This is a genomic window from Streptococcus sp. HMSC061E03 (assembly GCF_001813505.1).
Lineage (GTDB): Bacteria > Bacillota > Bacilli > Lactobacillales > Streptococcaceae > Streptococcus.
Genome location: NZ_KV812802.1, coordinates 17,323 through 39,176, shown reverse-complemented (window position 1 = coordinate 39,176; position 21,854 = coordinate 17,323). Strand labels below are relative to the sequence as shown.

The following is a 21,854-nucleotide window of genomic DNA, read 5'->3' as shown; positions in this document are numbered from 1 at the left end:
TTCTAGTCTCCATTGTAGGGATAATCCAGGTGTTCGTAAGCCTTGCGAGTCGCCACGCGCCCTGTCCGGGTCCGCATGATAAAGCCTTTTTGAATCAAGTAAGGCTCATACATATCTTCTACGGTCTCGCGCTCTTCAGCAATATTGACCGATAGAGTCCCAAGCCCGACCGGGCCACCGCCGTACATCTCAATCATGGTGCGCAGGATCTTTTGATCAACATAGTCCAGACCTTCATGGTCCACATCCAGCATAGAGAGAGCCTTGTCGGTAATGGTATCGTCAATCAAGCCATCGCCCATGATCTGAGCAAAATCGCGCACCCGTTTGAGCAAACGGTTGGCAATCCGAGGGGTCCCACGACTACGAAGAGAAAGCTCTTCGGCAGCTTCGTGGGTGATCTCCATCTCAAAGATTTCGGCGGTCCGCTCGACAATCTCAGTCAAATCATCTTGCTCATAGTATTCCATGTGCCCCGTAATCCCAAAGCGAGCGCGCAAGGGATTGGACAGCATACCAGCTCGAGTCGTCGCCCCAATCAGAGTGAAAGGAGGAAGGTCCAGATGGACACTCCGGCTGCTCTCACCAGCTCCAATCATAATGTCGATGTAAAAATCTTCCATGGCGCTGTAAAGCACTTCTTCGACTGACATAGGCAGACGGTGGATCTCATCGATAAAGAGGACATCGCCCGGCTCTAGATCATTGAGGATGGCTACCAAGTCACCAGCCTTTTCAATGACAGGACCAGAAGTCTGCTTGAGATTGACACCCAGTTCATTGGCAATGACAAAGGCCATGGTGGTTTTCCCCAGCCCCGGAGGGCCAAAAAGAAGGACATGATCCAGCGCTTCATCCCGAAGCTTGGCTGCCTCAATAAAGATTTTCAGCTGGTCCTTGACCTTATCCTGACCGATATATTCATGTAAATATTGCGGGCGCAGCGTCCGTTCAACGGCCTCTTCATCGCCCATGATTTCATTGTCTAAAATTCTACTCATACAGTCTATTATAGCAAAAAATGATACCTTCGGTACCATAAATAGAATGTGTTTTTTAAAGATCCTAGTTCACACCGTCGTTCGTTAGAAAAAGTTGAACAGTTGCCCTCATTGCCAACCTTTCTTTTTATTATACGGTCCCTTCTTCTTCATACCTCGCTCACCATTTCACTTTATAATTATTTCCTTTAATGATAAAATTAAAGCAACAAGGTTTAGGAGGTAAATTTATGTTTACTAAAACAAAGAAGATCCTTTTCGGTTTCTTGGCATTCTTTGCAGTGCTCCTCATTGCGGGATGTCAGTCTTCTCCATCGCAGTCTTCTAAAACAAATAAGTCTTCTCAAACAGATAAATCTCCTCAAACAATAAAAGCACCACAAGATCTTACAAAGGATCAACAAGGAACTTGGAAATGGACTGACCAACAAATGACCATTCAGAAAGTATTCCTAGCTTCTAATATCAAAAAACTTGCCGCTGTACTGATGCTTGATGACTTCGATAAGGTTAAGATGACGATGACTATTAAAGATAAAACCGTTGAATTGAAGTACCATTTTGATTACAGAGAACTGTATGAGGATCAAGCATTTGCAACAGGAGAGAACAAAGCGAATTATGAATCGTATTTAAAAAATAAAACTGCTGAATTTAAGAATTATATTCCAAATTTGAAACATACAAAGATTACTCTTGACGAACCTAATTATGCCTATGATTACTCTCTCACTGGAGAAATCGATACGCAGAAACATACTATTACATTCCCTGAAACACCTACATTTTTAAGTAGAATTGTTATGGGAACCACGTATAACTCACTTGTACCAATTACTTATACTTACACCGTTGAAGGTAACCAACTAACACTTTATGCTGAAGGTCAAGATGAACAAAGTCATTTTAGAGTAATACGTCTTCGTTTCAATTACGTAGGAGACAATCATTAGAAGGAGTGATCAATCATGAACAATATGAAAAAAAGTTCCCTATGGATGTTTTCCCTTCTTGCTCTTCTATTTGTATCAGGATGTGGGCAACAACAGAAACAACAGCAACAGAAACAACAAACAACCGCTGAGACTACAACAGTTGCAGAAACTACCACAGTAGCACCTACCCCAGTCTCACTCGAAGGAGACTGGAAAGCTGTAGATTTTAGAGATACAGTGGAACGTACTTTCTTAATTTATTATGATGATGCTAATAGTCGATTAAAGGTTACTGAAGCCTTCCAAGATATCGTTCCGACTCTAAAAATTACAGGAACAGATGTAACTTATTCTTATAGTGCAGATATGAATAAGTATATTGATTTTTATGCTGAACAGAATAAAGATAAATATCCTACAAAAGAAGAAGCTACTGCCATCCTTCTAGGCGTAAGAGAAAAGAAATTTGAAAGCTTTAAACATCAAACTGGAACGTTTGATAACAATACAAAAGTGTTAACTGCAACGTTAAATGATGGGGTTTTAAACGAGAAAGCAAAAACGATCGTATTCCCTGAAGTTCCAAACATCTTTGGAGTTCTACCTCTTTATATTAATTCTACAGACGTACCAATTACTTATCACTACGAATTGAATGGTGACATCCTTACAATTTACGCTGAAAAAACATTCGAAGAAACAGGAGCACATCTCGTTTATCCGATGAAATTCAAGAAAGTTTCAGATCCTAAAACTAATTAAATAACTCCCTGCCCCTTGAGATTTTCTCAAGGAGCTTTTTTCTGTTCAAAAAAATAATTTAGGAAACCTTGAGAATCTCATCTATTGGGTACTCTGCTACATACAATTTTTCCGTTTCTTATGTTGAATAATCGGTCAAGTTACAAAACAAAATTGCGATTCGTTTGAAAGCCCTTGCAAAACAATTGTGTTGAACGTATAATATAAGCGTAATACAATCATCTATTTTAAGGAGGTCTAACGATGATTAGACGTTATAAAAAATTATTTTTAGCATTCGTTGCTCTGCTCTCAGTCTTCCTACTAGCTTCTTGTTCTCAAAAACAAAGTGGCTCTAAAAATGCTGCTAAAACAGAAACAGCAAAAGTCGAAACGATTGATGGCGAATGGGAATTAGTCGATACTCTCGATGCTTTAACGGAATCCATCGGTGCCTATACCCTCCATGGAATCCACTTTGCACACTTGCTTGAATCTGTTAAAGACTTCAAAATGGACATGAAGATTGAAAACAATACGGCAACGATTAAATACGACTATAACATTGATAACTTTATTAAAGCTTTCTACACTGTCACAACAGAAGCTAGAGGCAAGACTGAAGAAGAATTCAAAAAAATCATGTATGACTCTCATGAAGGATTTGCAGGCGACTTTAAGAAATACAAAGTCAGCATGAATAAAGATACTGGCGTGTTTAGCTACGAAGCAACGGGTTCTATTGATCAAGGTGCCAAAACAATGACCTTTGATGAAGGACTTTCAGTAGCAAACTCATTCTTCTTCTCATTCGGTGAAAATCGCGTTTCGCCAAACACATATCACTACAAATTAAAAGACGACATGCTTTATGTCACGATTGACGGAAAAGCGAAGAAAAATAATCTTCCAGTTCACTATGAACTACACTTCAAACGTAAAGGAAGCACTACTCAAAAAGACCCTGTTCCAATTGAAGGAAAATGGCAAGCCATCGACTTCCGACCAGCTCTTGAACGTAGCTTAGCCTTTAAAGATTTTGACAATGATGATTCGGCTATCAAGTTGATCTATCCTGAGGCATGGAAAGATTTAAAACCAACGTTGAACATTACAGATACATCTGTTGAATTCGACTATACTGTATCTCTAGCAGATGGTTTTGGAAGGTTCTACGATTACTTAAAACAAAAAGATGCATCTAAAGTGACTCAAACGAAAGAAGAATATATTAAAAATCAATTTATTAAATTATCAGTCAATCTACAGGATGGCGCTAAGGACTTGCCCAATACAACTTATGAATTTGATAGAGGTAATGCTAAAATTCATTCTGTTTTGAAGAACGGTAAATTAGATACAGCAAACCAAACGATTATCTTCCCAGAAGCTATCAATATTGTGCAACTTGCAACCATGTCCATTGGACCTGTCGCTAAAGAAACTACGTATAAATACTCTATTGATGGAGATATTTTAACGTTGACGATTGAGCAACGCGATGGACGGAATAATCTAAATACGATTATTTCAGCAAAATTCAAAAAAGTGTCTGATGCAACGAGCAAGTAGTCATTCCACTGCTCCTTGAGAATTTCTCAAGGAGCTTTTTTCTGTGCAAAAGAATTAATCCAAGAGTTTACGCTCTATTAAAACACTTCGGTACCTTTGGTTCGGTTGAACTCTCTGAGTTCACCTCATTAATTTTTTAAAGATCGTAGTTCTCACTTGCGTTCGAACTGCGTCAATGTACCTAAGCTCGTCTACGTCCCTATCAGGCTTGGTTAGATGAAATAGGTTTAGTAATAATTACATAACGCAGTGGTTGATTGGTATCTTTGTTCGCTCTTATAGCTCCAAAGATTACCTAATCAACTGTGCGGGGGTGAGACAACGAACAATTTTAAAAAATTGTTCTGTCTCACTCCCAGAAAAAAGCCACCGATTTTGGTGGCTCTTATAGGGAGATTATTATGAAAAAGTTTTAGGAGTTTTATCATTCAAAGTTAGGAGGTCTTTGATGATGGTATTAGTATACGATAGGAAGCTTAAACTTTCCTTATAGTTTTTCTAAAAAATTTTTTTCGAGAAAAAGAGGAGGTCCTAAGCAAGGATTTCACATTCTTGTTTGGGTCACCCCTTTCCTCCTTATTTCTTAGCGATGGCATGGTAGCTAGTCTTGCTGGTGAAGACTTGACCTGCTCTCAAGATGACCTTTTCAGCCTGATCACTGTGAATGGCATCTGGCACTGTTTGGAATTCTAGAGCCAAGCCATTGTGCTGAACCATTGGTTGGCCTTGTAGACGAACGGTTTCATCTACGAAATTGGCTGAATACACCACCAAGGCTGAGGCTTCTGACTTGAAGGTCAAGAAACGTCCAGATGGCTGATGGTAAAGAAAGCCAGCATTTTCATGCCCTTCTGGAAGAGCAAATGGATGGTCTAATCCTTCTACCAGACGGATTTGCGGATCAGAGTCCTTAAAAAGATCCTCCAAGAGCATAGCTTGGTAGAGATGCTGAACAACCGGACTTTCTCTATCCACGGTCTGAAGAGGAACACCATCTGGATGGATAGGGTAAAGCCCTTGATGGTTGATCTGAAAGACATGGTCATTGATCGGTTGGGTGAAGTCCCCAGATAGGTTGAAATAGCTGTGGTTGGTCGGGTTAACTAGAGTATCTTGATCCGTTTCTACCCGATAAGCAATCTCGAGTTCACCATCTTCCGTCAAACCATAGGTTACCCAGATCTTGAGATTTCCAGGGAAACCACCGGTTCCATCCGCCCGTTCTGTATAGAGAGTGATTTCCTGATCCGTTACCGACTCCACGCTAAACAAAACGCTATCCCAGCCCGTTGGTCCACTGTGGTTGCAGTTGGTACCATTGTTGGCTTCCAAGTGATAGGTTTGACCATTGAGTTCAAAGCTAGCTCCTGCAATCCGGCCTGCTACCGGGCCAATACTAGCCCCATATTTAGGGCTATTGCCCACATAGTCCTCAAAGCGATCAAAGCCTAAAATAATATTAGTAAACTGGTCTTCTTTATCAGGCGTCACATATTCTAAGATCGTCGCCCCATAGGTCATGACAGATAATTGGTAGCCCTTGTCATTTTCGAGGCGATAAGCCCGAACCTCTTGATTCTGCCATTCTCCAAACACGCTTTCTTGATACTGTTTCAAAACCTTCTCCTCTCACTGTTTTTCTCCATTGTATCAGTTTCACAAGAAGAAACACTCCACTTTTTATAGAAAATTAGTGGCTATTCTTTATGAAATGGATGAATGATCACTCCTTGCACAACCCGATTGACAGTACCAGTCGGTGAAGGTGTGTCTGGGCGATTTTGCACCTTGAGTGAGGTCAAAAGAGAAATCAATTGACCATAGATAATGTAAGGGAAGGCACGGTAGATATCTAATGAGTCTGCTGATGCTTCCACCAACACTTCCCGTACATGCTCGATCCCTGCAGCTTGATCGGTCAAGAGGACAACTTGACGAGCAATTTGATCCCCTGCAACTTCTCGAACCAAGTCTAGATCATACTGACGAGTGTAAGAATCAATGGATCCAAAGACCAAGACCAGGGTCTGGTCATTGATGAGGGATTTCGGACCGTGACGGAATCCGACAGGACTCTCATACATGGTTGCGATTTTGCCTGCTGTTAATTCCAAAATCTTGAGCTGGGCTTCATGAGCTAGACCAAAGAAAGGTCCTGCCCCCAGATAGATCACGCGCTCAAAGTCTAGATCGACCACTTCTTTGACCGCACGGTCCTTCTCCAAGATTTGCTCAGATAGATGAACCAGCTCTTCTACTCGTTTTTCCTTGATCTCTTCCTCGCTTGGATCAAAGACCAAGAGAGCTGTCAAGAGCATGGAGGTAAAGCTAGAGGTCATCGCAAAGCCGGCATCATTGGTTTCTTTAGGTTGGAGAAGCAAGAGATTGCGCTCATCCCCATGCGCCTGCAAAGCCAGTTTTCCTTCTTCGGCACAGGTAATGGTGATCTGATAGAGTTCATCAACCAGATCTTGGGCCAACTGCACAGTTGCAACACTTTCTGGCGAATTGCCACTCCGGGCAAAGGATACTAAAACCGTCGGAACCTCTTTTTTCAAATAGGTTTGTGGATGCGCCACGATATCCGTCGTCGCAATGGATTGGAAATTCCAGTGGCGTTCATCGTGCACTTCCTGCAAGTAAGGAACCAAGGTATCTCCCACATAAGCCGAGGTCCCAGCCCCTGTCAAGATGACCTTGATATAGTCATGCTCTTGCCCAATTTTTTCTAAGAAAGCTTTTATTTCCGCTTTTCTTTCTTGGTACAAGCGAGCTGTTTCTTTCCAAACACTTGGTTGTTGGTAGATCTCACGAGTGGTGATCTCTGCTCCTAGCTCCTGCAAGTCTTCTTTTGTATAGTCTAACATAGAAACTGTTGTTCCTTTCTACAATCTAACGTTGATAAATGGGAAAGGAGCCTGAGATGATGCTCCCAGACTCCCATACCAACCTACTCATCTTCATCATCATCAAGGTTTGACAAGAGGTCATTGACCTTGACAATACTTTCTTTTGCACGTTCAGGGTAGTCCCCTTCATTACCAGTCAGGCTACTATTGATGAACTCGATGACCATCGGAAGATTCATCCCTGCGTATAAGTCAATCGCACGTCCTTCAAGGATCAAGCGGCTCACGGTGTTGCAAGGAGTTCCTCCCAAGAGATCGGCAAATACAATATAGTCTTCTAGACCTTGGACGGTTGCTTCAAATTTAGCGGTAAAGTCTTCTGGCCCTTCTTCTGGTAAGAGTGCAACCGTATGGATGGATTCTTGTGGCCCCATAATCATCTCTGTGCTCGCTTTGAGCTCTTCACAAAAGCGACCATGGCTGACCAGTACTAACTCTTTTGCCATACCCTACTCCATTACTGCATGCCGAAGCAGAAATGACCAAAGGCAGAGAAGGCAATCGCTGCGACGATAATCAACAAGATAGCTTTAGTTGAGTTCATTCCTTTACGTCCAAGCAACCAGTAAATCACACCTGTGATAATAGCTGGAACCAAGCGTGGGAAGATCAAATTGAGCATGTCTTGGATATCGATGGCTTTGTCCCCGATGTGTGGCATCCAGGTTACATCCACATTGATCATCGTTGCAATCAAGGCACCGACCATGAAGATACCAAGTACAGAAGCTGCTTCGATCAAAGCTGTCAAGGTACTTTGCATGTTGTTGATTAAGTTGGTACCTTCTTTATAAGCGAATTCCAACTGTTTCCAACGGAAGATATCATAAGCAACTGCCACAGCAATCCAAAGGAAGATACCCCATGGTTGACCTTGTGACGCGATGGTTGCTGCAATAGATCCCATAATAGCTGGAACCAAAGATCCAAAGATAGAGTCTCCAAGAGGGGCAAATGGTCCCATGAGACCTGTCTTGATCCCGTTAACCGCATCTTTAGAGTTGACACCATCTTTTTCTTCCAAAGCCAAATCAAAACCAGTGATAATGGTGTGGAAGAATGGAGAAGTATTGAAGAATTGCGTATGCAATTTCATCATTTCTTTCAATTCAGGTGTGCCATCTCCATACATTTTCCGCAATTGTGGAAGAAGCATGTAAAGGTAACCAGAAGCCTGCATCCGTTCGTAGTTCCAACCTAATTGGAAGGTGAAGAGGCTACGTTTGTTGATTTGTTTAAAATCCTCTTTAGTGAGTTTGTAGTTATTAGAATTCGTCATCTTCAATTTCCCCGCTTTCTACATTGCTTGCTGGAGCAGCTACAACTGTACGTTGGCTGTTTTTAAAGTGTTGCACTGCAAGGAAGATACCGATGATGGCAACCCCGATCATAGATACAGATTTGAAGTTGTTTGTGAAGGCAACCATTTGTTCTTTTGGAAGTTTTGCAAACGCATCTGTTCCAAGCATAGCAGAAATTGCAGCACCAACACTTTGAACATTGCTGTAAAGCACTGTCAACATCGCTGTCAAGCCAAAACCAAGGGCAAGATAGTGAAGGTGACGTTTCACAGGCAAGTAGTGAAGCAAGATCGCAAATCCAAGACCAGGAAGCATACGTCCTGCAAGAGTCAAGCCGTTTGCGAACCATTGATATTTTGCAACAAAGTCAACAACAGATTGGACAAAAGCACCACCAAAGGCAAGAGCCAAGAAGACTGGAAGAGCACGAGAGAGAGCCCAAGGAACAGCACCAAGAAGGTAGTTGCGTTCAATTCCTTTATAATCAAAGCGTTCGATCGCCGCATCAATACGGTGTGCAAAGGCAGTAGTACTCATACGGCCAAGGATATCTGCATAGGTCAAGAGAGCAGCTACGGGAACGGCAATAGTTGAAATCGCAATTTCTGGTTTAATACCTTGCGCTACTGAAAAGGCAGTTGCAAGAACGGCACCAGAAGTGGCGTCAATACGAGAAGCTCCACCGAAAGTACCTACACCGAGCACTGTCAATTGGAGAGACGCTCCGATAAAGAGACCTGTTCCTAAATCCCCCATAACAAGTCCTGTAATGAAACCAGCAAAGACTGGTGAGCCTGCTGATGAAACAATCGTCAACTCATCACAGATTTGATAAGCTGAGTACAAAGTAAGTAGTAAAATTTGCCACCATTGTATCATGACAATTTCCTCCTAAAAATTTTCTTTTACTTTAATAACTTCATAAAGTCTTCTGCAGTGTCGTTTGGCACCATCTGAGACGTAATCTTTACACCTTTTTCGTGGATCTTGTTGAAGTCTTCCACGTCCGCGTCCACCACATTGATCGAGCGGGTAATCGCACGTGTCTCATCAGATTGAGACATATTGCCGACATTCAGCGTTTCAAGCTGAACACCTGCTTCGATCAAACGAAGGAAACGATCAGGTTTGCGAGCTACGATAAAGAGTCGTTGGCTATCATATTTTCCAGCCAAGATATTTTCCGCAGCCTTTGCGACTGGCAAGATACTGAGCTTAACACCAGGTGGTGTCGCTAGTTTCAAGCCACTTTTTTCAATATCATTTTGAGCGACTTCATCATCGATCACCATGATACGTGAAACATTTAGTTTGGTAGTCCAAAGATTGGCTACCTGCCCGTGGATCAAACGTCCATCGATACGGCATCCTACAATAGTCATAAGTTTTCCCCCTTTACTTCTTTGAATGTAGGTTGTTGAACAAGTTGAAGTGTCTCTTGGTACCGCCCTTCTGTCTCAAAGACGATCAGGCTATTGGCTCCTTCTTTGAGGAAGCCATGAGGCACGTAAAGTGAAGTGGTCGGTCCGACCTCCCAGAAGCGACCAAGGTTATGGCCGTTGACAAAGACGACCCCTTTCCCAAATCCTGTCATATCCAGATAAGTGTCAAGGGTGTGGTCCAGCTGAAAATCATATCGGTAAAAGGCTGGAGCACCTGTCTGCCATTCCTTTGAAAAATCGAGCTGACTGAGATCTTGTAAATCCAGTGGGTACTGCTTCCAATGAAGGTGGAAATGCAAATCCACACAGACACCTGTGCGAATGCCCTTGTGCTGGCTATCAGCTAAGAGCTTGTGGCCGTAGTTGACACGTCCCATATTCTCAAGCAAGATTTTTAAATTCGTAACCGCTTTCTTTTTTCCTTTGATAAAAAGATCTTCACCGATCTCTGTTTGGTATTGCGTTGCTACATGTTGATCATCCAGGTAAATCTGTACCCGATCCCGGCCATCAATGATGCGCAGTTTTTCTTCTTCCGCATCCAACTCAAGGTCTGTCTCATATAGCAGATAACCTGTGGTTTGCCCTAACCCTTCCATCTTTTCCGGATAGAGACTGGTTTTGACTTGAGCCAAATTGTCCAGATTCCCAAAAAGACTAGTCTTGGTTGCCAAATGTAAAGTCTGCTCTGGCAAACACTCTTTGATGAGTGGTTCTTGCTGTGGGTATTCCGGATAATAGGTCGCCATCATTTTTTGAATAGCATAATACTTCTCCGTCGGATTGCCCTGCTCATTGAGCAAAGCCCCATAGTCATAGGATGTCACCTGTGGCAAATCAAGCGTACCCCGAGCTGAGCAACCATTCATGAAGCCGAAATTGGTTCCGCCATGAAACATATAGAGATTGATGGAGCCGAGCTCCAAGACCTCATGTACAGCTTCTGCCAACTCCTCTGGGTCCCTTCGAATCACGGGTTCCTTCCAGCGGGTAAACCAGCCATCCCAGAATTCCATACACATCAAGGGCCATTTCTTGCCGTATTCGTCAAAGAATTCTTTCATCTGACCAAAGTTATAGGCTGCTTTGGAACCGAAGTTTCCCGTCACAAAGAGGTCTTCTTCAATCAGGGTTCCTGTTCTTAGCGTTGCTCGCCATGGCCCATCCGATGTAAAGAGAGGACAGGTCACGCCTTTTTCCTTCATCAAATCCCGAATGGCACGCAGATAATCCTTATCTTCTCCATAAGAGCCGTACTCATTTTCCACCTGCATCATGAGGATTGGACCACCTTGATCCACTTGGTAGGGTGTCAACAAGCCAAGCAAGCGATCATAATAACGATCCACCGCTTCGATAAAGGCTGGGTCTGATGAGCGGATTCGCAGGTCTTCTTCCAAGAGCCAGGCTGGTAATCCACCAAATTCCCACTCTGCACAGATAAAGGGCGACGGCCTTACAATCATGTAAAGTCCTAGGGACTGGGCTGTTTGAATGAAACGCTCTAGATCCAATCGACCACTAAAGTCAAACTGCCCTTTGCGGGGTTCATGCGCATTCCAAGGGACATAGGTCTCAACCGTGTTAAAACCCAAAGCCTTTAGATTATACAAGGAATGATACCAGTCTGCTGGGTCAATTCGGAAATAATGGATCGCTCCGGATAAAACCTTGAAGGGTTGATCTTTTAAATAGAAAGCATCGCGAATCTCAAAAACTCCCATAAACGCCCCCCTTTCTTATATGTAACCCTTTTCATTTATTAATATAATAAATTATTTAAAAAATGTCAACACTTTTATAAAAAATATGTTAAAATAGGGTTAAATAAGAGAAATCTAAAGAGAGGTAGCACTATGGCAATTCCAAAGTACCAACACATCAAAGATGAATTGAAGCAGCAAATTATCTCCGGAAAATTTGAAAATGGAGATAAATTTTATACTGAAGCTGAACTCATTAAAATTTATGATGTCAGCTCTATCACCGTTGTCCGTGCTTTGAACGACCTCGCTGCTGATGGCTACATTGTCCGTCAGCAAGGAAAAGGAACCTTTGTTTCTCGTGCTCGAAAACACAAACTGGTTGAATTTTCAGATGTTGAAACCTTCCCAATCCAAAAGGCCAAAGTCAAAGTTCTCTCTATTAAACGTGGAAATACCTTAAGCATCCTAGACAAACTAGGCCTCAACCCAACGCAATTCTACTATAAGATCGAACGGACTCGCCAGACAGGGGATGATACCTATATCTTCCACCAAACCTATATTCCTGAACAATACATCAATCCAAACTATCCAAATTTGGAATACTATAGCTCTATCTATGATCGCTTCAAAGAAGACTACCACATTCATATGAATGATGAACACTTCGAAGAAGTCAATGAAATCGTCTTTCCTACACCAAGCAAGGTTGCTAAAGTATTGAAGATCGACGAAAATTTCCCAACGGTCAAACAAGTGAAGACGACCAAGCTAGAAGCGACTGGCCAAATCCTTGAATACACGGAAACCTATAAACGCGGTGACTACTACAAGATCAAGTTCATCTCCTGTGACCGCGATCACTAAGAACCAAAAAGACTGAGACATCTCGGTCTTTTTTATAGCTCCAGTATAGCATGTTGAAAACGATTTCTAAAGACCTCTTTAAAAATATATATAATTAGTGATAGTTTAGCTATAAAAAGTTTAAAAAAGAAGCAGATTCCTCTGCTTCTTTTCGTCTATTTTTCAAATTCCCTTTTTCGTTGCGATTAGTCACCCAAACCGATGCGTTCGAAGATTTCATCCACCCGTTTGGTGTAGTAAGTTGGGTTGAAGATTTCGTCGATTTCTTCTTGAGTGAGGCGTGATGTTACTTCTGGATCAGCTTCAAGAAGTGGTTTGAAGTCTACTTGGTTATCCCATGATTGGGCAGTCTTTGGTTGAACAAGGTCGTAAGCTTGCTCACGCGTCATGCCTTTTTCAATCAAAGTCAACATCGCACGTTGGCTGAAGATCAAACCAAATGTAGAGTTCATGTTGCGAATCATGTTTTTTGGGAAGACTGTCAAGTTCTTAACGATGTTTCCGAAACGGTTGAGCATGTAGTCAATCAAGATGGTTGTATCTGGTGCAATGATTCGCTCAGCTGATGAGTGAGAGATGTCACGTTCATGCCAGAGTGACACATTTTCATAAGCTGTGACCATGTGACCACGGATCACACGCGCAAGACCTGTCATATTTTCAGAACCGATAGGGTTGCGTTTGTGAGGCATTGCTGAAGACCCTTTTTGACCTTTGGCAAAGAACTCTTCCACTTCCCGTTGTTCAGATTTTTGAAGACCACGGATTTCAGTTGCCATCCGCTCGATAGAAGTTGCGATGCTCGCAAGAACTGCAAAGTACTCAGCGTGAAGGTCACGAGGAAGCACCTGTGTCGAGATTTCTTGAGCACGGATACCCAATTTATCGCAGACGTATTTTTCAACAAATGGTGGGATGTTGGCAAAGTTACCAACCGCACCAGAAATCTTACCAGCTTCCACACCAGCAGCTGCATGCTCAAAACGCTCGATGTTCCGTTTCATTTCGCTGTACCAAGTCGCTAATTTAAGACCAAAAGTTGTAGGTTCAGCGTGCACACCGTGGGTACGACCCATCATGATAGTAAACTTGTGTTCTTTCGCTTTGTCAGCGATGATGTTGAGGAAGTTTTCAAGGTCCTTACGGATGATGTCGTTGGCTTGTTTGTAGAGGTAACCATAGGCCGTATCTACTACGTCAGTAGAAGTCAAACCATAGTGAACCCACTTACGTTCTTCACCAAGAGTCTCAGAAACCGCACGTGTGAAGGCCACCACATCATGACGCGTTTGCTGCTCGATTTCCAAAATACGGTCAATGTCAAAGTCCGCTTTTTCGCGAATCAAAGCCACATCTTCCTTAGGGATTTCTCCCAACTCAGCCCATGCTTCATCAGCCAAGATTTCCACCTCAAGCCAAGCACGGTATTTATTTTCTTCAGTCCAAATGTTCGCCATTTCAGGGCGAGAGTAACGTTCGATCATTGTTTTATTTTCCTTTCTTTTGATGTTTCACATCAGCTAGCAACCGACAGTCGCTTTACTCAAATTCTTCTTTCCCGATCCACACAGATGGATAGTGATCGAGTGTATTCAAATCCGTATCCAGTGGGACATCATAGATAGCTAAATAGTTTTCAGGATATTGAGCAGTCAGCTCTTCATACTTAGCTTTCACTTTTTCGTGATCGCTACTAGCATACAAGACTTCGACGACTGCTCCCGTCTTTTCTTTTTCAACAAATGCGTTGACGATAAGTTGAATCATAAAACCTCCTAAATCGAAATGCCCTTCATATTCGCTTCCAGAATAGGCATCTTCACACCTAACTCTTGACCAGTCTGATAGACACTTTGACAACAATAGAAGATGTCTTGTTTGTCATTGTGCAAGGTCATGATTTTTCGGGTTAGCTCATTTTTCGCAAACATGACTTTCATGGCTTTGCCAGCTATCCAAGCTGGAATTTTGTAGGGTAAGAGTTCTGCCTTATAAAGCTTCAAATTCACGCCACGCGCTTCTACGACTTTCAAAGCCTCTCGAATGGCCTTGATAGCCAATGACAATTCTGAAGAACTATTCATTAAGTTTAAAGCCAATTCTTCTGGATTTTCCAGATTTCCCGAACGCGCAGCTGTCGAAGTAACACCTGCGTTAATCGCCATGTGAATCCAAATCCACTCGACCATATCATGAGGCACTTCCCACTTTAAATCTGCAGAAGCTAGTAAATCCGTCAGATCAGCATAGTTAGAAATGTGTGCTTTTTGCTCACCTTCTAGCATTAAATGGTCGAACAAGACACCATCCAAATGGTCCTCCTGCATGTGACCGCCCGCTGTCGGAAAGGCCAGAATATAGTCATAATCCCCTGCCCACTCTTGGACCTCTTTTCGAGTATCCCAGAAATTACAGAAGAAAACGAGAGTGCCTTTGATATTATTTTTTCGCAAGGTCTCCACAGCTTCTTTGACAAACCCATGACGCACACTCAGAAAAATAAAATCATATTCCGAATCATCTTCCGCCACATGAACCTCATAGGTGTCGTGTTTGTTTTCACCTTTAGAATGATAGCGACCATCTAGTAGATCAACCGACAACTCCTTCGAAGCAGTGCTTTTCTTACTATCTCTCAGTACGTGCTCTACTTGATGGCCTGCTTTTTGAAAGGCGTAGGCATAAGTGGTCCCGATGACTCCAAGTCCTAGAATCGCTATTTTCACTTAAAAATCAATTCCTTTCCTTCAGTAGTTGTCTGGCTTCTCTTGTTTAACAAATGAGTTGACGATGAGTTGAATCCTAAATTCTCCCCATTCAATTTAAATACTATTCTTCCTCAGAATCTTCGTAAACACAAAATTCAATCGAAAGTTTTATAGGGCGACTTGTTAATCCAAAACTCTTTATATAATCATAGACCTCATCATCATCGCGGATATGCTTTATAACTAATTGATTATTTGTTATCTCTACAACATGGATCCCTTCTGCATCAGGAATTTCTGGAATCTCTACATCGTCCGCATAAGTAAATGTTAGAGTAGTAATATCATCTTCGAATACATCATCGAATTCTTCTACCATTTTAAAAATCAATCCCTTTCCCAAATTCCTCAACTTCATCAGGCTCATCACTAAACAAGGTCACATGTCCCATTTTGCGGTTGTGCTTTGCTTCTAGTTTACCATATAAGTGGAGGTGAGCGCTTGGATTTTCTGTCACATATGTTTCAGCAGCTTCGACGTGTTGGCCGAGTACATTGAGCATGACAGCAGGCGCATGGAGGTGAATAGCAGGAAGTGATGCTCCGAGAACTCCCAAGCTATGAGTGTCAAACTGTGAAAAGTCGCAGGCTTCGATCGAATAATGCCCTGAATTGTGTGGGCGAGGCGCGATTTCGTTGATAATGATGTCATCAGCTGTCGCAAACATTTCCACACAGAGGGTACCAGAGAGGTTCAGTTGTTCAGCGATTCGTACTGCCATGGCTTTGGCTTTTTCAGCTAGACTTTCTGAAATGCGAGCAGGCACAATGGTTTTTGAAAGAATGTTGTTGCGGTGGATATTTTCTTGAACTGGGAAGACTGTCACATCCTTGCCATTTCCAGACACGATGACTGAAATCTCAAGGTCAAAGTTGACAAACTCTTCTAAAACACAGTCTGCTGAATCGGCTAAAGCATAGGCTTCTTCCAAGTCCGCTTCTGAACGAATGACCTTCTGACCATGGCCATCGTAACCACCGGTCGCCGTCTTGAGAACATAGTTTTTCGAGAGGTCGATATCTGACAAGTCTTTGCTTGAGGTCACGACCTTGTAAGGAGCCACAGTGACTTGTGCCTTGTTGGAAAGAAAGTCCTTCTCAAAAATGCGATTTTGGGAGATGCGAAGCAGGTCTGTCCCTTGTGGGAGTTGTCCATCTTTAATAACGGCGTCTAAACCATCAGCATCGACATTTTCAAATTCATAAGTGAGAACATCACAGCGATCAGCCAACTGACGAAGGGCGTCTACGTCGTCGTAAGGGGCCACGATGATTTCCGCCACACGGGAAGCTGGACAATCAGCTGCTGGATCCAGTGCGATAACCTTGTGTCCCATGTAGATAGCTGAGATCGCCATCATCTGACCCAGCTGGCCACCACCGATGATGCCAATGGTTTTAGTTGAGCTCATTTGTAGACTCCTCTGCGATTTTTCCTTGTTCTTCTGCGAAATCCGCCAACGCTGTCGCAATAGCCTGATCCTCTACTGAAAGGAGACGGAGGGCAAAGAGGGCCGCGTTGGTCGCACCAGCTTCACCGATTGCCATGGTTGCAACAGGCACTCCACCTGGCATCTGAACGATAGAATAAAGAGAATCCACACCACTAAGGGCACGTGATTTGACGGGTACGCCGATAACCGGAAGGGTCGTTTTAGCTGCGACCATCCCTGGTAAGTGAGCTGCGCCACCTGCACCCGCGATGATGACCTTGATGCCACGGCTACGTGCTTCTTCGGCATGTTTGAACATGAGGTCTGGTGTCCGGTGAGCAGAGACAACTTTCTTTTCGTAAGCGACGCCGAAGTTGTCGAGGACTTCAGCAGCTTTTTGCATGGTTGCCCAGTCGGATTTTGAGCCCATGATAATGGAAATTACTGGTTTCATTTTTAATCCTTTTTCTTTTTTTGATAATGGTCTTAGGTGGTGGGGACGGAAGCAAACCTTCGGTTTCATTCCTAAACTTTGAGCCTAAGGTCTCAAAGTTTCCCCCGACCAGAACAGATGCTGTTCTGGTCTTTTCACCACGGCGACCATTATCTTAGTTTAGCGACTTCGTCGCGTTTAAAATTTATTTGTTAGCCTTGCTACCGATGTCATTTCGATAGAATAGGCCTTCTGTGTTTTGTTTGTTGAGTTCGTTGTAGATGATATTTTGGCCGTCTTTGACGGTGTCTGCTGTTGTGACCAGCATGTAGACGCGTCCGCCGTTTGAGAGGAGGGCTTGTCCATTTTCAGCGAATTTCGCTCCAGCATAGTAAGTGATGATGTCGCCCTCTGTCTTGGCTGGAAGCTTGACACCCTTCTCATAAGCGAGTGGATAGCCGTTTGATGCTACAACCACGCCTAGTGTCACACCCTTGTCCGTCCAAGTGATAGCTGGCTCTTTGCCATCCAAAATGTCAGTGATGTTTTGTGCAAAGTCAGATGTCAAACGAGGCAAGATGATTTGTGTTTCAGGGTCTCCAAAGCGTGAGTTGAACTCGATGACTTTCGGTCCATCAGCTGTCAAGATAAGACCCGCGTAAAGGACACCAAGGTAGGGACGTCCTTCTTTAATCATGCCTTCAAGAACTGGCTTGACAATGGTGTCAACCGCTGTGTCAACCACGCTCTGTGGCAAGTGGGGAACTGGCGCATAGGCACCCATCCCACCAGTGTTCGGACCCTTGTCACCATCGTAGGCACGTTTGTGGTCCTGAGCCGTAGGCATGATGTAGAACTTGTCCCCATTGACAAAGGCAAAGAGAGAGAACTCTTCCCCGTCAAGGAATTCCTCGATGACCACACGCGCACCTGAATCACCGAATTTATTGTCCAAAAGCATCTCGTGAGCAGCTTCGACGGCTTGCTCGACTGTCTCCGCAACGACGACACCTTTCCCAAGGGCCAAACCGTCTGCCTTGACGACGATTGGAGCGCCTTTTTCTTCAATGTAGGCCTTGGCTTCCTCGAAATCTGAAAATGTGCCATAGGCTGCTGTCGGAACGTCGTATTTGACCATGATTTCCTTAGCAAAATCCTTGGACCACTCCAGCTCAGCCGCAGCCTTGGTCGGACCAAATGCCTTGAGACCCGCTGCATTGAAATCATCCACGATTCCAGCCGCAAGGGCATCATCTGGACCGATAAAGGTCCAAGCAATATCGTTGACTTTTGCGAAGTCAATCAGCTTAGAATGTTCGGAAATTCCGATATTGATCAAATCCAGACCATCTAATCGCATCCCGTCATTACCAGGAGCCACAAAAACCTGCTCAACGTCTTTAGACTCCAACAATTTCTTGGCAATCGCATGCTCACGACCGCCAGAACCAACAACCAAAAGTTTCATCTCGAACCTCTTTTGCGAATTATTTTATTAAATTATATCATAATCGTTCGTTTTATTCTAATGATTTCAGCAAAAGTCTCCTATTTTCAGTAGAATCCAAACATTTTTTGCTATTTCCTCCTATTTCTCATTTTTTTCCGAATAGTATAGGTGAGACCTACTAATTGACGAAAAGGAGTATTATGCAAACAATCAAAAAATTTGTTGTACTGACTTGTGCGACATGGGGGATGCAAGCCTCTATTGCCCATGCAGATCAAGCGACCAATGCTATCTATGCCGAAAAAGGGCAGCTGGTGATTCATCTTGGAAACGTCCCGGATAAGTATCAAAATATCCAAGTTCCCGTCTGGTCTGACCAAAATGGCCAAGATGACCTGATTTGGTATCCTGTGCAACGCAGTGACAAGGGATTTGACCTACAAGTGCCATTGACCAACCATTCTGATCAAGCCGGACTTTATCATGTCCATGTCTATGGAGTGGAGGCAAATGAACAGCTAACCGGTCTTTACCCTCTCACGACCAGCGTCCAGCAAAAAGACCTGGCTTCCTCCCAGCCAAAGATTACGATCACACCCATCTCCCAACAAGAATTTGAGGTAGACCTAAAGTTGTTCGAAGACGTTGACGAGATTGTCTTCCCCATCTGGTCTGAAGAAAATGGGCAAGATGATCTGGTCTGGTATCCAGCAAAGAAGGTCGCACCTGGACATTTCCAACTGCGCTTTCAAGCTCAAAAACACAAGGGAAGCGGGCTATTTCACCTACATGTCTATCAGAAAAGCAAGGGACAACTAAAAGGGCTATTCCCCACTACATTTCAAGTAGAAAAGGCAAAGCCAAAGCTCACTCCACTCGCGACACATCCGGGAAACACCTACCCCATTGGTGAGTGCACCTGGGGAGCCAAAGAATTAGCCCCTTGGGCCCACAACTGGTGGGGAAATGGCGGAATGTGGGCAGCTAGCGCACGCGCTGCTGGATTCCGGACAGGAGACACTCCAGAGGTCGGTGCCATCGCCTGTTGGGATGATGGGGGATATGGCCATGTCGCCTTGGTTACAGACGTCGAACATGACCAAAAAATTCAGATCCAAGAGGCGAACTACAACGGCCATCGCTATATCGACAACTTCCGCGGTTGGTTCGATCCAACCAACCCCATCTGGGGAACTGTCACCTACATCTACCCAGATTAAGGCCTTCATAACCAGCAGAAAAGACACTCATCGTTGAATGAGTGCCTTTTTTGATTAATGTCTAAAATGTCTCACACCTGTAAAGATCATGGTCAAGCCATATTTGTCAGCCGCTTCGATCGACTCTTGGTCACGGACAGAGCCACCTGGTTGGATGATCGCTTTAATACCTGCTTTGGCAATTTCTTCTACGTTATCTGCAAATGGGAAGAAGGCATCGGAAGCAAGGACGGCGCCGTCAAGACGGTCTTTAGCTTGATCAATAGCGATACGGACAGATGCCACACGATTGGTTTGACCTGGGCCAACACCAAGTGTCATGTGGTCGTTCGTCACGATAATCCCATTTGATTTGACATACTTGATAGCTTTCCAAGCAAACTCAAGAGCTGTCGCTTCTGTATCAGTTGGTTGGCGTTTGGTAACCACTTGCCAGTCAGCGGGACTTTCTTTGACGACGTCTTGGTTTTGAACGAGGAGACCACCAACAACACCAGTGTATTCTGCTTCCACTTCACTAGCATCTTGAGCGTCAAATGGCAATTCGAGGATCCGCAAGTTTTTCTTCTTGGTTGTCAATATTTCAAGCGCTTCATCTGTATAGCTTGGCGCGATGATGATTTCGAGGAAAACGCCATGCATCTTCTTAGCTGTCGCAGCGTCCACCTCACGGTTGAGAACGACAATACCACCGAAGATGGATACTGGGTCAGACTCATAAGCGTAGTCCCAAGCAGTTTCGATGTCGTCAGCTTGACCGATCCCACATGGGTTCATGTGTTTGAGGGCCACAACAGTTGGACGGTCTTTGAAATCACGGATGATCCGGATAGCGGCATCAGCGTCACGGATATTGTTGAAGGATAATTCTTTCCCATTCAACTGTTTAGCGGAAGCAATGGAGTAATCCGTTGGCAAGGCCTTTTGGTAGAAGTCTGCGTCTTGTTGAGGGTTTTCACCATAACGCATTGGTTGCTTGAGATCATAAGTCAAAGTGAGTTTTTCAGGTTTTTCTTCACCCACTTGAGAAGTGAAATATTCTGCGATCAAAGCATCATAGGCTGCCGTATGGCGGAAGACTTTCGCTGCCAAACGTTGGCGAGTTTCGTAACTTGTTTCGCCCTTGGCTGCCAATTCGTCAAGCACCACAGCATAGTCAGCTGGGTCTACCACAACTGTTACGCTAGCATGGTTCTTCGCTGCTGAACGAAGCATGGATGGTCCACCGATATCGATGTTTTCAACCGCGTCAGCGTAAGTTACGTCTGGTTTGAGAATAGTTTCCTTGAACGGATAAAGGTTGACCACAACAAGGTCGATCAATTCGATCTTATTGTCCTTAGCCGCTTGAAGGTGGCTATCGAGGTCACGACGAGCAAGAAGACCTCCGTGGATATTTGGATGAAGAGTCTTCACACGACCATCCATCATTTCTGGGAAACCAGTCACATCATCGATGGCAATGGTATCCACCCCAGCATTGTCAAGGGCAACTTTAGTACCACCAGTTGAGATAATGTCCCAACCAAGTTTTTTAAGTTCTTGGGCAAATTCAACAATACCCGCTTTGTCTGAAACACTAATTAGTGCGCGTTTAGTCATTCTATTCCTCTTTCTTTAGATCCAAGCGCATAGCGACTTCGTTATTTTCTTCTATAAATCCTGTTTCCTGAAAACCCAAACTAGTCAGCAGGTACTTCATTTTTTCATTTCCAACTACATAATCTGCGATAATATGGTTGCAATCTCTATCCATCTGAGCCTCTTTGATCAGAACTTCCAAGGCTTTTCGTCCATAACCTTTTCCTTGGTACTGCTGGCCAATCATTATCCGCCAGATAAAGTATTCTGCTTCATCCTTATCTATTTCCAACAGTAGAAAACCAACTACTAGCTCATTCCAATAGATTGCCATTGGAAACACATCCCCATTCTCTCGGTAGAGCCATGCGTCAGCTAAAGAACGAACATTAGGAGCTACAAAACGTGCTCGTTCATCAGCTTCAGATATTTTCAAATCCAGCACTGTCTGAAAACTGCTCTCATCTACTAATTTTAGATTAATCATTTTTCTCC

Annotated in this window: 22 protein-coding genes; 5 read left to right on the top strand and 17 right to left on the bottom strand. The window is 43.6% G+C overall.

The genetic code is table 11. The features are described 5' to 3' along the window. Positions 1–2 precede the first annotated feature (2 nt). The gene (ruvB, locus tag HMPREF2917_RS10200) at positions 3–1,001 is read right to left on the bottom strand and encodes a Holliday junction branch migration DNA helicase RuvB (RefSeq protein WP_070590653.1); all 999 of its coding nucleotides are present in this window, start codon (positions 999–1,001) and stop codon (positions 3–5) included. A 230-nt stretch (positions 1,002–1,231) separates the two neighbouring features. Between ruvB and HMPREF2917_RS10195 the strand changes: the two genes are divergently transcribed. The 3 genes from HMPREF2917_RS10195 (at position 1,232) to HMPREF2917_RS10185 (ending at position 4,249) form a co-directional block, all read left to right on the top strand. After that, positions 1,232–1,954, top strand: a complete 723-nt coding sequence (locus tag HMPREF2917_RS10195; RefSeq protein WP_239683046.1) for a hypothetical protein — start codon at positions 1,232–1,234, stop codon at positions 1,952–1,954. Positions 1,955–1,969: 15 nt separating this feature from the next. After that, positions 1,970–2,698: a hypothetical protein gene (locus HMPREF2917_RS10190; RefSeq protein ID WP_049523790.1), complete on the top strand. Its 729-nt coding sequence runs from the start codon at positions 1,970–1,972 to the stop codon at positions 2,696–2,698. Between the two features lie 243 nt (positions 2,699–2,941). Beyond that, positions 2,942–4,249 carry a hypothetical protein gene (locus HMPREF2917_RS10185; protein ID WP_070590648.1) on the top strand — a complete coding sequence of 436 codons (1,308 nt, stop codon included), beginning with the start codon at positions 2,942–2,944 and terminating at the stop codon, positions 4,247–4,249. Positions 4,250–4,825: 576 nt separating this feature from the next. Here the strand turns inward: HMPREF2917_RS10185 and HMPREF2917_RS10180 are convergent. The 7 genes from HMPREF2917_RS10180 to HMPREF2917_RS10150 all read right to left on the bottom strand — a co-directional run bounded on the left by HMPREF2917_RS10180 (position 4,826) and on the right by HMPREF2917_RS10150 (position 11,625). Next, on the bottom strand, positions 4,826–5,866 hold the full coding sequence (locus HMPREF2917_RS10180; protein ID WP_070590645.1) for an aldose epimerase family protein: 1,041 nt from the start codon (positions 5,864–5,866) through the stop codon (positions 4,826–4,828). Between the two features lie 80 nt (positions 5,867–5,946). Then, positions 5,947–7,116: an SIS domain-containing protein gene (locus HMPREF2917_RS10175; RefSeq protein WP_070590642.1), complete on the bottom strand. Its 1,170-nt coding sequence runs from the start codon at positions 7,114–7,116 to the stop codon at positions 5,947–5,949. A gap of 83 nt (positions 7,117–7,199) precedes the next feature. Beyond that, a complete protein-coding gene (locus HMPREF2917_RS10170) occupies positions 7,200–7,604 on the bottom strand; it encodes a PTS sugar transporter subunit IIA (protein ID WP_003002366.1) in 405 nt (134 codons plus the stop codon). Positions 7,605–7,615: 11 nt separating this feature from the next. Beyond that, positions 7,616–8,437 (bottom strand): PTS system mannose/fructose/sorbose family transporter subunit IID, encoded by an 822-nt coding sequence (locus HMPREF2917_RS10165; RefSeq protein ID WP_003002374.1) that lies wholly within the window; start codon positions 8,435–8,437, stop codon positions 7,616–7,618. Continuing rightward, positions 8,424–9,338 (bottom strand): PTS mannose/fructose/sorbose/N-acetylgalactosamine transporter subunit IIC, encoded by a 915-nt coding sequence (locus HMPREF2917_RS10160; protein WP_003013827.1) that lies wholly within the window; start codon positions 9,336–9,338, stop codon positions 8,424–8,426. Before HMPREF2917_RS10160 ends, HMPREF2917_RS10165 begins: the two co-directional genes overlap by 14 nt. A 26-nt stretch (positions 9,339–9,364) precedes the next feature. Then, the gene (locus HMPREF2917_RS10155) at positions 9,365–9,841 is read right to left on the bottom strand and encodes a PTS sugar transporter subunit IIB (RefSeq protein ID WP_003009322.1); all 477 of its coding nucleotides are present in this window, start codon (positions 9,839–9,841) and stop codon (positions 9,365–9,367) included. Further along, a complete protein-coding gene (locus tag HMPREF2917_RS10150; RefSeq protein ID WP_070590639.1) occupies positions 9,838–11,625 on the bottom strand; it encodes a glycoside hydrolase family 35 protein in 1,788 nt (595 codons plus the stop codon). Before HMPREF2917_RS10150 ends, HMPREF2917_RS10155 begins: the two co-directional genes overlap by 4 nt. 132 nt (positions 11,626–11,757) lie before the next feature. On the opposite strand from HMPREF2917_RS10150, the gene HMPREF2917_RS10145 reads away from it, so the two are divergent. Further along, positions 11,758–12,474, top strand: a complete 717-nt coding sequence (locus tag HMPREF2917_RS10145; protein WP_031572835.1) for a GntR family transcriptional regulator — start codon at positions 11,758–11,760, stop codon at positions 12,472–12,474. Between the two features lie 185 nt (positions 12,475–12,659). Here HMPREF2917_RS10145 and purB read toward each other — a convergent pair whose 3' ends face one another. From purB to purD, 7 genes are all read right to left on the bottom strand, one after another. Next, positions 12,660–13,958: an adenylosuccinate lyase gene (gene purB, locus HMPREF2917_RS10140; RefSeq protein WP_070590637.1), complete on the bottom strand. Its 1,299-nt coding sequence runs from the start codon at positions 13,956–13,958 to the stop codon at positions 12,660–12,662. Positions 13,959–14,013: 55 nt separating this feature from the next. Further along, positions 14,014–14,241 (bottom strand): hypothetical protein, encoded by a 228-nt coding sequence (locus tag HMPREF2917_RS10135; protein ID WP_045760093.1) that lies wholly within the window; start codon positions 14,239–14,241, stop codon positions 14,014–14,016. An 8-nt stretch (positions 14,242–14,249) separates the two neighbouring features. After that, a complete protein-coding gene (locus HMPREF2917_RS10130) occupies positions 14,250–15,200 on the bottom strand; it encodes a ketopantoate reductase family protein (protein WP_070590634.1) in 951 nt (316 codons plus the stop codon). A gap of 103 nt (positions 15,201–15,303) precedes the next feature. Continuing rightward, positions 15,304–15,561 carry a hypothetical protein gene (locus HMPREF2917_RS10125; RefSeq protein WP_141751558.1) on the bottom strand — a complete coding sequence of 86 codons (258 nt, stop codon included), beginning with the start codon at positions 15,559–15,561 and terminating at the stop codon, positions 15,304–15,306. Position 15,562: 1 nt separating this feature from the next. Continuing rightward, positions 15,563–16,654, bottom strand: coding sequence for a 5-(carboxyamino)imidazole ribonucleotide synthase (gene purK / locus HMPREF2917_RS10120; protein ID WP_070590629.1), 1,092 nt, complete (start codon positions 16,652–16,654; stop codon positions 15,563–15,565). Beyond that, a complete protein-coding gene (purE, locus tag HMPREF2917_RS10115) occupies positions 16,641–17,129 on the bottom strand; it encodes a 5-(carboxyamino)imidazole ribonucleotide mutase (RefSeq protein WP_003015335.1) in 489 nt (162 codons plus the stop codon). The genes purK and purE overlap by 14 nt, the downstream gene beginning before the upstream one ends. Before the next feature lie 184 nt (positions 17,130–17,313). Further along, on the bottom strand, positions 17,314–18,576 hold the full coding sequence (purD, locus tag HMPREF2917_RS10110; RefSeq protein WP_070590626.1) for a phosphoribosylamine--glycine ligase: 1,263 nt from the start codon (positions 18,574–18,576) through the stop codon (positions 17,314–17,316). 182 nt (positions 18,577–18,758) lie between these two features. Between purD and HMPREF2917_RS11850 the strand changes: the two genes are divergently transcribed. Continuing rightward, positions 18,759–19,778 carry a GBS Bsp-like repeat-containing protein gene (locus HMPREF2917_RS11850; RefSeq protein ID WP_070590624.1) on the top strand — a complete coding sequence of 340 codons (1,020 nt, stop codon included), beginning with the start codon at positions 18,759–18,761 and terminating at the stop codon, positions 19,776–19,778. A gap of 54 nt (positions 19,779–19,832) precedes the next feature. On the opposite strand, the gene purH is transcribed toward HMPREF2917_RS11850, so the two are convergent. Together purH and HMPREF2917_RS10095 are read right to left on the bottom strand one after the other, a co-directional pair. Continuing rightward, on the bottom strand, positions 19,833–21,380 hold the full coding sequence (gene purH, locus HMPREF2917_RS10100) for a bifunctional phosphoribosylaminoimidazolecarboxamide formyltransferase/IMP cyclohydrolase (protein WP_070590622.1): 1,548 nt from the start codon (positions 21,378–21,380) through the stop codon (positions 19,833–19,835). Between the two features lies 1 nt (position 21,381). Further along, a complete protein-coding gene (locus HMPREF2917_RS10095) occupies positions 21,382–21,846 on the bottom strand; it encodes a GNAT family N-acetyltransferase (RefSeq protein WP_070590619.1) in 465 nt (154 codons plus the stop codon). Between the last annotated feature and the right edge of the window lie 8 nt (positions 21,847–21,854).

Bases quoted from the DNA above. Each gene is read 5' to 3' on its own strand.
- ruvB (WP_070590653.1), bottom strand. From the start codon at position 1,001: ATGAGTAGAATTTTAGACAATGAAATCATGGGCGATGAAGAGGCCGTT.
- HMPREF2917_RS10195 (WP_239683046.1), top strand. From the start codon at position 1,232: ATGTTTACTAAAACAAAGAAGATCCTTTTCGGTTTCTTGGCATTCTTT.
- HMPREF2917_RS10190 (WP_049523790.1), top strand. From the start codon at position 1,970: ATGAACAATATGAAAAAAAGTTCCCTATGGATGTTTTCCCTTCTTGCT.
- HMPREF2917_RS10185 (WP_070590648.1), top strand. From the start codon at position 2,942: ATGATTAGACGTTATAAAAAATTATTTTTAGCATTCGTTGCTCTGCTC.
- HMPREF2917_RS10175 (WP_070590642.1), bottom strand. From the start codon at position 7,116: ATGTTAGACTATACAAAAGAAGACTTGCAGGAGCTAGGAGCAGAGATC.
- HMPREF2917_RS10170 (WP_003002366.1), bottom strand. From the start codon at position 7,604: ATGGCAAAAGAGTTAGTACTGGTCAGCCATGGTCGCTTTTGTGAAGAG.
- HMPREF2917_RS10165 (WP_003002374.1), bottom strand. From the start codon at position 8,437: ATGACGAATTCTAATAACTACAAACTCACTAAAGAGGATTTTAAACAA.
- HMPREF2917_RS10160 (WP_003013827.1), bottom strand. From the start codon at position 9,338: ATGATACAATGGTGGCAAATTTTACTACTTACTTTGTACTCAGCTTAT.
- HMPREF2917_RS10155 (WP_003009322.1), bottom strand. From the start codon at position 9,841: ATGACTATTGTAGGATGCCGTATCGATGGACGTTTGATCCACGGGCAG.
- HMPREF2917_RS10150 (WP_070590639.1), bottom strand. From the start codon at position 11,625: ATGGGAGTTTTTGAGATTCGCGATGCTTTCTATTTAAAAGATCAACCC.
- HMPREF2917_RS10145 (WP_031572835.1), top strand. From the start codon at position 11,758: ATGGCAATTCCAAAGTACCAACACATCAAAGATGAATTGAAGCAGCAA.
- purB (WP_070590637.1), bottom strand. From the start codon at position 13,958: ATGATCGAACGTTACTCTCGCCCTGAAATGGCGAACATTTGGACTGAA.
- HMPREF2917_RS10135 (WP_045760093.1), bottom strand. From the start codon at position 14,241: ATGATTCAACTTATCGTCAACGCATTTGTTGAAAAAGAAAAGACGGGA.
- HMPREF2917_RS10125 (WP_141751558.1), bottom strand. From the start codon at position 15,561: ATGGTAGAAGAATTCGATGATGTATTCGAAGATGATATTACTACTCTA.
- purK (WP_070590629.1), bottom strand. From the start codon at position 16,654: ATGAGCTCAACTAAAACCATTGGCATCATCGGTGGTGGCCAGCTGGGT.
- purE (WP_003015335.1), bottom strand. From the start codon at position 17,129: ATGAAACCAGTAATTTCCATTATCATGGGCTCAAAATCCGACTGGGCA.
- purD (WP_070590626.1), bottom strand. From the start codon at position 18,576: ATGAAACTTTTGGTTGTTGGTTCTGGCGGTCGTGAGCATGCGATTGCC.
- HMPREF2917_RS11850 (WP_070590624.1), top strand. From the start codon at position 18,759: ATGCAAACAATCAAAAAATTTGTTGTACTGACTTGTGCGACATGGGGG.
- purH (WP_070590622.1), bottom strand. From the start codon at position 21,380: ATGACTAAACGCGCACTAATTAGTGTTTCAGACAAAGCGGGTATTGTT.
- HMPREF2917_RS10095 (WP_070590619.1), bottom strand. From the start codon at position 21,846: ATGATTAATCTAAAATTAGTAGATGAGAGCAGTTTTCAGACAGTGCTG.